11 protein-coding genes are annotated in these 12633 nt (G+C 45.6%); 8 read left to right on the top strand and 3 right to left on the bottom strand.

What is annotated here, in order from left to right:
- The first annotated feature begins 208 nt into the window (after positions 1 to 208).
- The 5 genes from aroF (at position 209) to NLX73_RS13395 (ending at position 5628) form a co-directional block, all read left to right on the top strand.
- Positions 209 to 1246 (top strand): 3-deoxy-7-phosphoheptulonate synthase, encoded by a 1038-nt coding sequence (gene aroF, locus NLX73_RS13415; protein ID WP_013309435.1) that lies wholly within the window; start codon positions 209 to 211, stop codon positions 1244 to 1246.
- Between the two features lie 271 nt (positions 1247 to 1517).
- Positions 1518 to 2942, top strand: a complete 1425-nt coding sequence (glnA, locus tag NLX73_RS13410; RefSeq protein ID WP_061829159.1) for a type I glutamate--ammonia ligase — start codon at positions 1518 to 1520, stop codon at positions 2940 to 2942.
- A gap of 265 nt (positions 2943 to 3207) precedes the next feature.
- Positions 3208 to 4299, top strand: a complete 1092-nt coding sequence (serC, locus tag NLX73_RS13405; protein WP_254326421.1) for a 3-phosphoserine/phosphohydroxythreonine transaminase — start codon at positions 3208 to 3210, stop codon at positions 4297 to 4299.
- A gap of 238 nt (positions 4300 to 4537) precedes the next feature.
- On the top strand, positions 4538 to 5002 hold the full coding sequence (trmL, locus tag NLX73_RS13400) for a tRNA (uridine(34)/cytosine(34)/5-carboxymethylaminomethyluridine(34)-2'-O)-methyltransferase TrmL (protein WP_061829161.1): 465 nt from the start codon (positions 4538 to 4540) through the stop codon (positions 5000 to 5002).
- A 377-nt stretch (positions 5003 to 5379) separates the two neighbouring features.
- Entirely contained in the window at positions 5380 to 5628 is a 249-nt protein-coding gene (locus tag NLX73_RS13395) for an AbrB/MazE/SpoVT family DNA-binding domain-containing protein (RefSeq protein ID WP_013309439.1), read from the top strand.
- Between the two features lie 98 nt (positions 5629 to 5726).
- Here the strand turns inward: NLX73_RS13395 and NLX73_RS13390 are convergent, their stop codons facing one another.
- Positions 5727 to 6794 carry a phosphodiester glycosidase family protein gene (locus NLX73_RS13390; protein WP_254326420.1) on the bottom strand — a complete coding sequence of 356 codons (1068 nt, stop codon included), beginning with the start codon at positions 6792 to 6794 and terminating at the stop codon, positions 5727 to 5729.
- Complete coding sequence (locus NLX73_RS13385) at positions 6791 to 7198, bottom strand: hypothetical protein (RefSeq protein ID WP_013309441.1); 408 nt, start codon at positions 7196 to 7198, stop codon at positions 6791 to 6793. Before NLX73_RS13385 ends, NLX73_RS13390 begins: the two co-directional genes overlap by 4 nt.
- Positions 7199 to 7473: 275 nt before the next feature.
- Here NLX73_RS13385 and NLX73_RS13380 point away from each other — a divergent pair, with 275 nt between their 5' ends.
- Complete coding sequence (locus NLX73_RS13380) at positions 7474 to 8130, top strand: response regulator transcription factor (protein WP_023987808.1); 657 nt, start codon at positions 7474 to 7476, stop codon at positions 8128 to 8130.
- A 50-nt stretch (positions 8131 to 8180) separates the two neighbouring features.
- Positions 8181 to 9434, top strand: coding sequence for an aminotransferase-like domain-containing protein (locus tag NLX73_RS13375; RefSeq protein WP_250261955.1), 1254 nt, complete (start codon positions 8181 to 8183; stop codon positions 9432 to 9434).
- 20 nt (positions 9435 to 9454) lie between these two features.
- On the opposite strand, the gene NLX73_RS13370 is transcribed toward NLX73_RS13375, so the two are convergent.
- A complete protein-coding gene (locus NLX73_RS13370; protein WP_069291494.1) occupies positions 9455 to 10288 on the bottom strand; it encodes a DUF2161 domain-containing phosphodiesterase in 834 nt (277 codons plus the stop codon).
- Positions 10289 to 10571: 283 nt separating this feature from the next.
- Between NLX73_RS13370 and NLX73_RS13365 the strand changes: the two genes are divergently transcribed.
- Positions 10572 to 12467 (top strand): PrkA family serine protein kinase, encoded by a 1896-nt coding sequence (locus tag NLX73_RS13365; RefSeq protein ID WP_165176125.1) that lies wholly within the window; start codon positions 10572 to 10574, stop codon positions 12465 to 12467.
- Positions 12468 to 12633: the final 166 nt, after the last annotated feature.

Raw genomic sequence — 12633 nt, 5'->3', positions numbered from 1 at the left:
ATTGTTTTAATTTGTAGATATTTTCCGGTTAGCTTCACTAAGTTAGAATATTGAATAATTCGGGATAATTAAGCCTTGACGAGTATAGCTAAAACAGGTATAGTTGCTTTAACGAATAAAAGCTTAAAAGCGAACAAGCGTCTAAGTGTCATAATATTAACCTATATGTTGGTTTATAAAATATGTTTCATAGAGAGGAAGAAAAAAAATGATCGTTATCGCTGGTGTTCAAACACCTGAAGAGCATATTCAAGCTATTGTTGAAGTTATTGAGAAAGAAGGATTGCAGGCTCATGTATCAAGGGGATCGGATCGCACGATCATCGGACTGATCGGTAGCGTAGAGCCCAAGCTGGCTGAACATCTGCGTCAAATGAAAGGCGTAGAAAATGTGGTTAAAATATCGAAGTCCTATAAATTGGCCAGCCGTGATTTTCATCCGGAAAATACGGTTATCTCTATTAAAGGTGTAAATATCGGCGGGGGCGAGCTTGTCATTATGGGTGGACCATGTGCTGTTGAGTCTGCTGCACAGATAGATGAAATTGCCGGATTGGTCAAAGCTGCAGGCGCGCAAGTTCTCCGTGGGGGTGCTTTTAAGCCGCGTACAGGGCCATACAGCTTCCAAGGAACGGGTGTAGAAGGTTTAATCATGATGGCTGAGGCGGGGCAAAAGCACGATCTCTTGACCATCACAGAGGTCATGACACCTGAATACGTAGACATCTGCGCGGAATACGCCGATATTCTGCAAGTAGGTACACGTAATATGCAAAACTTTGATTTGCTGCGCAAGCTGGGTACTTGCGGCAAGCCAGTATTGCTCAAGCGCGGTTTCAGCTCGACTTATGATGAGTTCTTGAATGCTGCTGAGTACATCTTGGCAGGCGGCAATCCGAATGTTATGTTGTGTGAGCGCGGTATCCGTACATTCGAAACCTACACTAGAAATACGCTCGACTTGTCCGCGATCCCTGTTTTGCAACAGTTGAGCCATCTGCCGGTCATTTCCGATCCTAGCCATGGCACAGGTAGACGTGAACTGGTTGTTCCTATGACGAAGGCTTCGGTAGCTGCCGGAGCGGATGGTTTAATTATTGAGATGCATACAGACCCTGACAACTCGATGACGGGTGACGGCGTACAATCCCTGTTCCCAGATCAATTTTCAGATTTGCTAAAAGATTTGGAAATATTGGCTCCTGCTGTGGGGAAAACATTTCACACGCCTACTACCATTGCTTAAAACCAATGTTTAACATTAATGCATAAAAGTTTTGCTGCAACGCAGTAATGAGATTTAAATTGCCTAAAAGCCCGATGTTTCGGGCTTTTTGTGCTATTCAAATGTTATCAAGGGCGTAAGCATATCTAACATTAGTTTAAAAAATACCTTACATAGCTATTGACCCGTGTCATGTTTGAGATTTATAATGACGACAGAAAAAAACATTCGATCATGAACATTTCAGGGTTGTATAAGACTTAATGTTCGGAAAAATTGGGAGGAAGAAGACATGTCCGTTGAAAACGTATTGAAAACAATTCAGGAAAATAATATTGAGTGGGTAGATTTTCGTTTTGTAGATTTGTCTGGTCGTGCTCACCATATTTCATTGCCAGCTTCCGAAGTAGATGAAGAGACATTTGTTAACGGTGTTGCTTTCGACGGTTCTTCCATTCCCGGCTATCGTGGCATCGAGGAATCCGACATGGTTATGCTGCCCGATCCAGAAGCGGTTTTTATCGACCCTTTCACTCAGCATCCTACACTGAATATCCTGTGTGACATTGCTACGCCAGACGGCGAAAAATACGACCGCGATCCTCGCGGCATCGCAAAAAAAGCTGAGGCATTTCTGCAATCGGCAGGAGTGGGCACAGCAGCATTTTTTGCACCTGAGTCCGAGTTTTTCATCTTTGATGATGTACGCTACGAAAGCGGCATGAACAGCTCCTCCTTCTTCGTAGATTCCGAGGAAGCAGCTTGGAACACGAACCGTAAGGAAGAAGGCGGCAACCTGGGCTTTAAAGTGGGAGTGAAGGGCGGATATGTACCTGTAGCGCCAGTAGACACCCAACAAGATATCCGTAGTGAAATGTGCCGTTTGCTTGAAGAAGCAGGTCTGAGAATTGAGCGCCATCACCATGAGGTAGCTACGGCAGGCCAAGCGGAAATCAACTTCCGTTTTGATACACTCAAGAAAACAGCAGACAACCTGCTCGTTTATAAATACATTGTACACAACACAGCTCGTCAATATGGTAAAGTGGCAACATTCATGCCGAAACCGATTTTTGGGGATAACGGAAGCGGTATGCACGTTCACCAATCTATTTTCGATGGCGACACTCCTTTGTTCTACGAAAAAGGTGGTTATGCTAATCTGAGCGAAATGGCTCTTCATTACATTGGTGGTATTCTGTACCACGCACCTGCGTTGATCGCTTTGACCAACCCAAGCACCAACTCGTTCAAACGTCTCGTTCCTGGCTACGAAGCACCAGTTAACCTGGTATTCTCCAAAGGTAACCGTTCTGCGGCTGTACGTATTCCAGTAGCAGCTGTTACTCCAAAAGGCTGTCGGATCGAGTTCCGTACACCGGACTCCACAGCTAACCCTTACCTTGCCTTCTCAGCAATGCTGATGGCGGGTCTGGATGGCATCAAGCGCAAACTGAACCCAATCGAATTGGGATATGGTCCACTTGACAGCAACATCTACGAGCTGTCTGACGCTGAAAAAGGTAAAATCCGTAGCGTACCTGGTTCATTGGATGAGGCTCTGGATGCTCTGGAAGCTGACTACGAATTCTTGACTGAAGGCGGCGTATTTACGAAGGACTTTATTGATAACTATGTAGAGCTCAAACGTTCCGAAGCTAAATCGGTGAACATCCGTGTTCATCCACACGAATACAGCCTGTATTTTGACTGCTAATAAGTCGATAGCATAGCTGCTTTGAATAACAAGCATTAGCTTACGGGTAACAGTTGTTATTCAAAATAGGTCTCCGGTCTTATGCCGGGGACCTTTTAATATTAAAGTGAAAATCACAGAATAAAGATGTTAAATATGTTGACATTCACAACTCTGTCACATCATAAATGAAATTGAAAACATTTTTATACAAGTCTTGAACGCATTTATGAATACTGCTATCATAGCGATAATATCCACACCAGAGTAGAGAAGGGATGGGAATTTGTTGAGTAAGAGAGCCTACAATTTTAATGCAGGACCAGCGGCATTGCCGCTCAAAGTACTAGAACGTGTACAAGCTGAATTCGTAGATTTCCAGGGAACAGGGATGTCGATCATGGAAATGTCTCACCGTGGAGCTGTGTATGAATCTGTTCATAATGAGGCGCAGGAACGCCTGTTATCTTTGCTGGGCAATCCACAAGGCTACAAGGTGTTATTCCTACAAGGTGGCGCAAGTACGCAGTTTGCGATGCTGCCTTTAAATTTCTTGAGCGAAGGACAGACTGGGAGCTATGTAATGACAGGTAGCTGGTCGGACAAGGCATATAAAGAAGCCAAGCTACTGGGCAAGGCTCATGTTGCTGCATCCTCCGCTGATGAGAAGTACATGCGTCTTCCGAATGTGGATTCCTTGGACTTGCCTGAGAATACTGCTTATGTGCATATGACGTCCAACGAAACGATTGAAGGTACACAATTTAAGCAATTTCCGGATACGGGTTCCGTACCCTTGATTGTGGACATGTCCAGTGATATTTTTTGCAAGCCTTTTGATGTTACTCAATTTGGATTGATTTACGCTGGCGCACAAAAAAATCTGGGACCTTCTGGTGTGACGGTCGTGATTGCCCGTGAAGAGTTGCTGACTTCCTCACCGGACAATATTCCTACGATGCTGCGTTATAGCACATATGAAAAAAATAACTCTCTCTACAATACTCCCCCATCCTTTGCCATATACATGGTGAATGAAGTGCTGAAATGGATTCAGGAAGAAGGCGGTTTGGAAGGCATTGAGCGTGTGAACCAGCAGAAAGCTGCTTTGCTATACAACCGTATTGACAGTAGCGAAGGCTTCTATCGTGGTTGTGTGGACAGCGCTGATCGCTCTATCATGAATGTAACCTTCCGCCTCGCGAACGAGGATCTGGAAAAACAATTTATTAAGGAATCCGAACAGGCCGGGTTTATCGGACTGAAGGGGCATCGCAGTGTAGGAGGGCTTCGCGCCTCGATCTACAATGCTGTTCCAATGGAGAACTGTCAAGCATTAGCCGAGTTTATGGACGGATTCAAGCAACGTAACAGTTGATTACACGGACATATATTTCGATACACGGTATTTGAAATCGAAAAAGTAAATGTAGAGCCTTCCCTGAATGTGTATAGGGGAAGGCTTTTAGTGGTGTGGGTTGAAATTTTTGTCGTTTGATGTTCATATCTGTCTGATTTTGTTAAAATAAAAGAATGTGTATGTTTTCAATGTATACACTTTGGTTAAACTGTAGGTTATTTGTCTGATGAATTTAAAATGAAGGGAACGAAACGTGATGCCATTACATATTGTGCTTGTCGAGCCGGAAATCCCGGCTAACACAGGGAATATTGCTAGAACGTGTGCTGCAACCGGAACTCATCTACATCTGGTGAAGCCACTGGGCTTCCGTACCGACGATGCCACGTTAAAACGGGCCGGACTTGATTATTGGTATGCTGTCCACATTGAATATCATGAGTCTTTTGCTGAAGTGCAGGAGAAATATCAGGAAGGTCGCTTTTTTTATGCGACGACCAAAGCGAATCAGCGATATAGTGATATTGCATTTCAGGATGGAGACTTCTTGGTATTTGGTAAAGAAACGAAAGGTTTGCCGCCAGAGCTGCTAGCTGCTAATCCAAATACATGCATCAAGATGCCTATGTCAGATAAAGTAAGATCTCTAAACTTGTCGAATTCCGCTGCGATTATCGTATATGAAGCGTTGAGACAAATGGATTTTCCAGGTTTATCGTAAAGAACATCGAGTGAACAAGTATAAATGCGAATAAAGAACCAGGACCTTAGTTGGTAATAAAAGTTTCACCTATATTGCTCAAATCTACATGATAGTGGAACTTAAATAAAGGTTGTATGGTCAAAAAATTTGCGAAATTTCTCAGCGAGGGCTAATGATAATTGGCTTTCCGGTCGATAAAAATATTATAGACATTCTGTACCATACTTTGATATGGTTCATGATTTTATGAAAAAATGTAATAAAATTTCCTGTGATCAGCAGGATTCGACAAAAAGACAGCGAATACTACATAAAGAATAGTGTCTTTGTACCTAGTTTTTCGCATGGTAAGAAATTTGTAAGTTATTACTCAATAGGAGAGGTGTACGATTACGATGAAACCTGCCGGTGTGGTACGTAAAGTTGATCAGCTGGGGAGAATAGTTTTGCCTAAGTCACTGCGTAAAAGATATCAAATGAATGAGGGAGATCCTGTCGAAATTTTGGTTCAGGGTGACCACATTATTTTGGAGCGTTATCGTCCAAAATGTGTATTCTGCGGGTCAGTAGAACAAGTGAACGATTTCAAAGACCGTTATATTTGTGCTCAATGCCTGACAGAAATGACACAGTATTCCTCCTAAATGAGGCAAAAGCATCACGACATTCGTTCGTGATGCTTTTTTTCGGATAGTGCCGTACGTCGGCAAGCATATTTAATTTGTTAGCAGACTACACATAGCTATTTATAGAACAAAAAATGAGTAGGGACTGGACGCAAATTACCATCTGACGGTTTGTTTACGACTCGACTGTTAAGTATAAGCGACGAGGAACCGCCTCCGTCCAAATTATAGGCATCTTGAACACCTAGATTGTACATTTTTCCTTGCAGTTCTTCGAGCGTCGCGCCCGAACCCCCGCTTTCATTGTAGCCGTCTACGACAATAATGAGCAACTGATCATCTTTATAGTTGCCAATGACCGTACGTGGGGCCCGCTTGGGGGAGACTTTCCATTTGTCAGGAATAGGCATTTTTTGTCCCCTTTGCAGCAGGACGGGAACGAAGGTAGCACCAAAGGCAGGCTTTAAGCTGTCAAGAGCACCTTGACTGTAAAATTTGCCACCGATAAGCTTGCCATCGTTACTCAGTCCGACGAAGGACAAATCCTTAAAACTGGACTGAAAGCCAGTAAGGTAGTGGCCGTTCAAGACAGTAGTGCTTAATGGATAGCGTTTGCCGTCTCCATCCGCAAAGCCGCCTGCATTGATGCCTGCAATAGCTCCGTGTCTCAAGACTGCACGCATGGTGGTTTCGGAGCCACCCAATTTGTCACTTCCCAAAGACATTTTCATAGCAGTAGGATCTTTAAGTTTGACCTTCATAGCGTAGCCATGATAAATTCCCGGGTTTACCTTAAATAATTCAATGGTAATCCGATTGCTATCTACCCGCTCATAGGGAACCCCCAGTTTGGCGGTGATGCGTCGATCATAGATAATCGCGGGCCGCTTGGACTGCGTAGAGGCAGTCACGACAAGCTGATTCATCGTTTGAGTCGTTTGCTTGTATAGCTCAGAAGTCCGGCGAATTGTAGACAAGGTGTATGTTGCCGTTTGCTTGGCTTCATCAAGCTGTTTACCTACTGATTGCATTTGTAGAGTGACTTCAGCTTTTTGCAGACTCAAAGAAGTAGACCCAGGAAAGCTCAATGAGGGATGCACTAACAAAATATACCCCAACAAACCGATAAAAGGAGCAAGGGCCAACATAAAGAACCGGTTCACTTGTTTTGCGTCTACATTCATTTTAGCAAGTCCATTTTTTTCTGAAGTGTATTGAGCTGCTGCTTGACTTCGTTTAATTGGGTATACAGTTTGTTGCTGTTATCGGTCTTATTGTTTGCATTATCCTTCGTAAAGGTCAGTAGTTCATTGAAGGACTGGACTTTTCCCTGCAATCCGCTAACTTCCTTGGAAAGAGCAGTCAGTTGCTTTTCATAGTCAGATTTGAGTGCTTGAATCTGTTGGTCTGTATGGGTTTGCATCTCGTTTAGCATTTGCTGCTTCAAGTGATTGCTATACAGATAGGTTGCGAGAGCACCTAGTATAATAAGAATGAACCAAAATAGCAGAAAAGCCTTTACGGGTAACCCCTTTCTTGAATTGCTCCGCCGAGCTTCGGCAGGAGGACGTTCAGGTGAAGCTTGCATACGATTTTCAACTCCCGTGTAAAGTCAAATTTCCAGTCTTTATTTGCAGTACCAATTCTATCATGGGCCTATTTATTTCGCAAAAGCGAAATAGTCGTATAAAAATATTGGAAAAAGAGATTGCATCGGAAGGAAGTCCTAGGATACAATTTCCTTAAACGTTTTTCGCTTCCTATACGTTCACATTCGCGCAATTTCTACATATGCAATCCCTAATTTTAGAATTATTTTTGCTACTAACTATGTATTTTTTTGTAAACTCAGGAGGTTTAGATATGAGAAAAGTATGGCAGGTGGTCATCATAGATATCCATCCTACAAGTATGCTGGGAACAAAGCTTATTTTGGAAGACCAGCAGGATTTGCTTGTCAGAGGGATGTCTTCCTCCGGAACGGAAGGCTTGGAACTGGCTTGCTCCATTCGACCGGAAATCATTTTAATGGACTACAGGTTGCCTGAGGGAACGGCGGAACCATTTTTGACACAAATGCGGGCCTTGTCTCCGGACAGCCATATTGTTATTATGACGGATGAGGATAATATTACGTTGTTTCAGCAGTTAATTTCGCTTGGAGCAAATGGAATGTTATCCAAACAGGCATCACCGAGCCAGTTAATCCATTTGATCAACGGTTTGCGCGAAGGATTTGCTTCTTTACCAATGGATTGGATTCGGTGTGGAAACTGGCCCTTTATGCCGTTAATGGCATCCGAGCCTTTTGATGAATTGACACAAACCGAAGTGTTTATTATGGAACGTATTGTACAAGGAATTACATATGACAAAATTGCTATCGAGATCGAAGTTAGCCGGCGCTCCATTGATAATTATCTACGTAAAATTTATGCGAAATTAGGCGTGTCCAGCCGGGCGCAGGCGATTGAACGTTATGCCTTATATGCGCGTCAGATGAAGCAGCTATATGCCTGACGCGTCAGCCCGGAGATCATGACCTATTTTTCAGGAGAAGGAGGATGTTCATGCAATATTCCTTTGCTTCACGAACGGCTGCGATGTTGGCTTCTCCAGTGCGTCATATCCGGGAAAATGCGAGAAGACACTCCTTTATATCTCTGGCTGAAGAACTACCTGCACAAGAGCTGTTTCCGGTGAAGCTGCTGGAAGAAGCGGCCCATGATGTGTTTGGCTCCGGCCCTGACGCCCTCCAGTATGGTGAACCGGAGGGCTATTTCCCTTTGCGAGCATGGCTTGCGGGAGAGTGGGAACAGCGTAAAGGAGTAAGAGTACCACCAGGTCAAATCCTCCTCACGACAGGCAGTCAGCAGGCCATTGACCTGATCATAAGGCTGATGGTGGATGAGCGTGATCCGGTATTGGTCGAAAACCCTACGTCTCCTGGATGTTTACAAGTGCTATCTATGCAGGGTGCTCAGATCGTTCCTGTAGAATCAGATGGGGAAGGTGTGATTCCTGATAAGCTTGAAGCTTTGATGATCCGTTATCGACCCAAGCTTTTTTTTGCCACGCCGACGTTTACGAATCCGACGGGCTCCTTATGGAGCGCGGCTAGGCGGCAGGAAATTTTGGACCTGTGCAGGCATCATGAGGTGCTAGTAGTTGAGGATGATTCTTATGGTGAATTGCATTTGAAGCAAAAAAATGAGTTCCATGACAAGAGTCCACATGGTCAGAGTCGAAAATTTGCAGAGACTTACCCCTCTCTATTTGCGCTGGATCATGCGGGTCAGGGCGGCCAAGTGCTCTATATCGGTTCGTTCAATAAAACAGTTGCTCCTGCGCTCAGAACGGGTTGGGCTGCTGGTCCTGCGCCGCTGATTGAAGGAATGTACGCCTTGAAGCAGCTGGCTGATATGCAATCCAGTACGATGAACCAACGGTTGTTGTTCCAATTGCTGACCAGCTCGCGTTTTCAATGGCACGAGCACTTAGCGATGCTGAACAAGGAATATTCGACTCGACTTCAATTAATCTTGGAGCTGCTCAAGCGCCCGTTTTGGAAAGACGTGACGTATCTTATTCCGTCCGGTGGCATGTATGTATGGGTGCAGTTGCCCGATGGGCTGGACAGCGCATTGCTGCTAAAGGCGGCGTTACCCAAAGGCGTAGCCTTTATGCCAGGTGCACTATGTGCGGTTGGCAGTGAAGGCGCGTCCCATATTCGCCTTAATTTTAGCCATCCGGGCCGTGAGCAATTGCTTATGGGCATGAATCTGATCGGTGAAACGATTAGCGAATTTACTGCGCGGAGCTAGCGAAAACCATCCGCCCCATGTCAGTCATCCTCCGCTTCCACAACAACGGTGGAGTAAGTGATTGGCGCTTCCGCAATCTGGAGCTGTCCACTGTCCTCGTCAAGCTCTGCGTCTATTTCAGCGGCCGTTTTTATGCCATGCTCTTGCAGTACTGCCGCATACTCGTTCAGGGCAGCTTCGCCAAACGGAGTCAGTCGATAGCGGCCGCGGGATACGCGCTCAAACCAGCCGTAGTAGTTGTGCTGAAGTACGGCAGCAGCTGTGCTGACGGCTGCTATGCGAGCGAGCTGCGCCGGGGCAGCTTCCCCCAAGCCCTGCAAGGCTGCGGCTACGCGCAGCGCTTTTTCCCGGTAGGCAGTGACCAGCTTGCGTCGGGTGCTGCCGCCGGTATTGTGGTCACCGCTGCGTGCGTGAAATTCCCGCAGCAGCTTTTCCTTGCGCGAGCCGTGGCGTACCGTTGCTGCATTGTGGACATTGTCGCTATGCGCCGCAGGCTTACACAGTACCTCAACGAGCGGCGGCTTCGTTTTAAAATGGGTGACGGTGAGCAAGCCAAGTCCCAACTGGCGGCACAGTCCGACCAGCTCGTTCCAGCGTTGATTCACGGCCCCTTTTTTGGCACGATTTCGTTCTACAGCTACATATACATTGCTGCTTAGTTTCAAACGCTGCATGCCTTGCAGCACAAGCGCCAGGTTAAACGTCTTTTTGATCTCCACAATCAATGGTGTCTGTTGCCCTGGCTTGATACCCACCAAATCGCAGTTGCGCACCTCTCCCTTGACTTCATATCCCAAGTTCTCAAAAAAGGCTTTCACCGGAGCGTACAGCTCCGTCTCATGCCGAACCGCCATGACTTCTCCCGCTCCTTTATCCCATTATTCCGAGCTTATATTGTACCATAATGCGTCAGGTCCGCGTTGTTGTTGTATATTTTAGCACAGTGTATCCCTTGGTTTTTTCGAAAAAGCAGAGAGACCTGTCACAAAAAATAGGTCAATTCTGAAATCAATCTGCATAGGTATGTATTACACTTTTTTTAAGGGGATTGCATCATATCCTGAAAGGCGTGACGAGTGTAGCCATAATCATCAGGAGTGGAGGATAGTCATTACGCAGTCATGGGAGGAACCGAGCATGAATATTTTTGAACGCGTTGCGGAGTACCGGGCGGAAAACAACCGTCTGGCCTGGAGCGGCACTTTTAGAGAGTATATTGAGATACTCAAGAAAGACCCGACGCCGGCGATGACAGCTCATGCACGGGTTTACAAGATGATTGAATCTTTTGGTGTAGAAGAGGTTGGGGGACATAAGCGATACAAATTTTTTGAGCAGGAGATCTTTGGACTGGATCGAGCGCTGGAAAAGTTGGTGGAGGAATATTTCCATTCCTCAGCCAGGCGGCTCGATGTTCGCAAGCGTATCCTTCTTTTGATGGGACCCGTTAGTGGGGGGAAATCGACACTGGTCACGTTGCTAAAACGTGGTCTGGAGAAATTTTCAAGAACGGATCAGGGAGCCGTATACGCGATTGAAGGCTGCCCCATGCACGAGGACCCGCTTCATCTGATTCCCCATGAGCTGCGTCCCGATTTTGAAAAGGAGCTGGGTGTACGGATTGAAGGTAATCTCTGCCCATCCTGCCAGATGAGATTGCGCACGGAATTTGATGGTGATATTGAAAAGGTCCGCGTGGAGCGGGTATTTATATCGGAAGAAAACCGGATTGGTATTGGTACGTTCAGCCCTTCTGATCCGAAGTCACAGGATATTGCTGATTTGACGGGCAGCATCGACTTTTCCACGATTACAGAGTATGGTTCGGAATCCGATCCGCGTGCGTATCGGTTTGACGGAGAATTGAACAAAGCGAATCGTGGACTGATGGAGTTTCAGGAAATGCTGAAATGCGATGAGAAGTTTTTGTGGAATTTGCTTTCTCTGACCCAAGAGGGAAATTTTAAGGCTGGGCGGTTTGCGCTCATCAGTGCAGATGAACTGATCGTGGCTCACACCAATGAATCCGAGTATAAAAGCTTTATTGCAAACAAAAAGAACGAGGCGTTGCAATCACGGATGATTGTAATGCCGATTCCTTATAACCTGAAAGTATCTGAGGAAGAAAAGATTTACGCCAAGCTCATTGATCAAAGTGATATGAGACATATCCACATTGCGCCTCATGCGCTGAGAACGGCTGCCATTTTCTCCGTGCTTACCCGCTTGAAGGAGACGAAGAAACAGGGGATGGATCTGGTCAAAAAGATGCGCATGTATGACGGTGAAGAGGTCGAAGGATACAAGGAAGCCGATCTGAAGGAAATGCAAAGTGAGTTTCTGGAGGAAGGTATGTCCGGGGTAGACCCGCGGTACGTCATTAATCGTATTTCTAGTGCATTGATTAAGCAAAATGTGGAATCCATCAATGCCCTAGACATTTTACGAGCAATTAAGGATGGTCTGGATCAACATGCCTCCATCACAAAGGAAGAACGGGAGCGGTATCTGAATTTCATTTCCGTGGCTCGTAAGGAATATGACGAATTGGCGAAAAAAGAAGTGCAGAAGGCCTTTGTGTACTCTTTCGAGGAATCAGCCAAGACGCTGTTTGACAACTATTTGGATAACATCGAAGCTTTTTGCAATTGGGCGAAAATTCGCGATCCGCTCACAGATGAGGAACTCGACCCGGATGAGCGGCTCATGCGCTCTATTGAGGAGCAAATCGGGGTATCGGAAAATGCGAAAAAAGCGTTCCGTGAAGAAATATTAATCCGTATTTCCGCGTATTCTCGCAAGGGACGAAAGTTTGAGTATCATCATCATGATCGGCTGCGAGAAGCCATTGAGAAGAAGCTGTTCGCCGATTTGAAGGATATTGTGAAGATTACGACTTCGACCAAAACGCCTGACGCTAATCAGCTCAAACGGATGAATGAGGTGATTAAGCGACTGATTGAGGAGCACGGCTACACAGGAGCCAGCGCCAACGATCTGTTAAGGTATGTAGGTAGCCTCCTGAATCGGTAAGACGAATAATAAACAAGTACAGTATGGTGAAACCATGGGTTGATCTGGATGGTGTCATACGGTTGTGAGGTATCCGATGAACGTGTTTCGTAGAGGGAATTCGGCAAGCACAGGGGATTTCAGGTGCTGCCGGATTCTTTTTTTTGTATCATTAAGCAGTTGAGTT

Source organism: Paenibacillus sp. CH40, from assembly GCF_024213605.1.
GTDB classification, from domain to species: domain Bacteria; phylum Bacillota; class Bacilli; order Paenibacillales; family Paenibacillaceae; genus Paenibacillus; species Paenibacillus polymyxa_B.
Note: the sequence above shows the minus strand (reverse complement) of the source record. Positions and strands in the feature narration are given on the sequence as shown.

Bases quoted from the DNA above. Each gene is read 5' to 3' on its own strand.
- aroF (WP_013309435.1), top strand. From the start codon at position 209: ATGATCGTTATCGCTGGTGTTCAAACACCTGAAGAGCATATTCAAGCT.
- glnA (WP_061829159.1), top strand. From the start codon at position 1,518: ATGTCCGTTGAAAACGTATTGAAAACAATTCAGGAAAATAATATTGAG.
- trmL (WP_061829161.1), top strand. From the start codon at position 4,538: ATGCCATTACATATTGTGCTTGTCGAGCCGGAAATCCCGGCTAACACA.
- NLX73_RS13395 (WP_013309439.1), top strand. From the start codon at position 5,380: ATGAAACCTGCCGGTGTGGTACGTAAAGTTGATCAGCTGGGGAGAATA.
- NLX73_RS13390 (WP_254326420.1), bottom strand. From the start codon at position 6,794: ATGAATGTAGACGCAAAACAAGTGAACCGGTTCTTTATGTTGGCCCTT.
- NLX73_RS13385 (WP_013309441.1), bottom strand. From the start codon at position 7,198: ATGCAAGCTTCACCTGAACGTCCTCCTGCCGAAGCTCGGCGGAGCAAT.
- NLX73_RS13380 (WP_023987808.1), top strand. From the start codon at position 7,474: ATGAGAAAAGTATGGCAGGTGGTCATCATAGATATCCATCCTACAAGT.
- NLX73_RS13375 (WP_250261955.1), top strand. From the start codon at position 8,181: ATGCAATATTCCTTTGCTTCACGAACGGCTGCGATGTTGGCTTCTCCA.
- NLX73_RS13370 (WP_069291494.1), bottom strand. From the start codon at position 10,288: ATGGCGGTTCGGCATGAGACGGAGCTGTACGCTCCGGTGAAAGCCTTT.
- NLX73_RS13365 (WP_165176125.1), top strand. From the start codon at position 10,572: ATGAATATTTTTGAACGCGTTGCGGAGTACCGGGCGGAAAACAACCGT.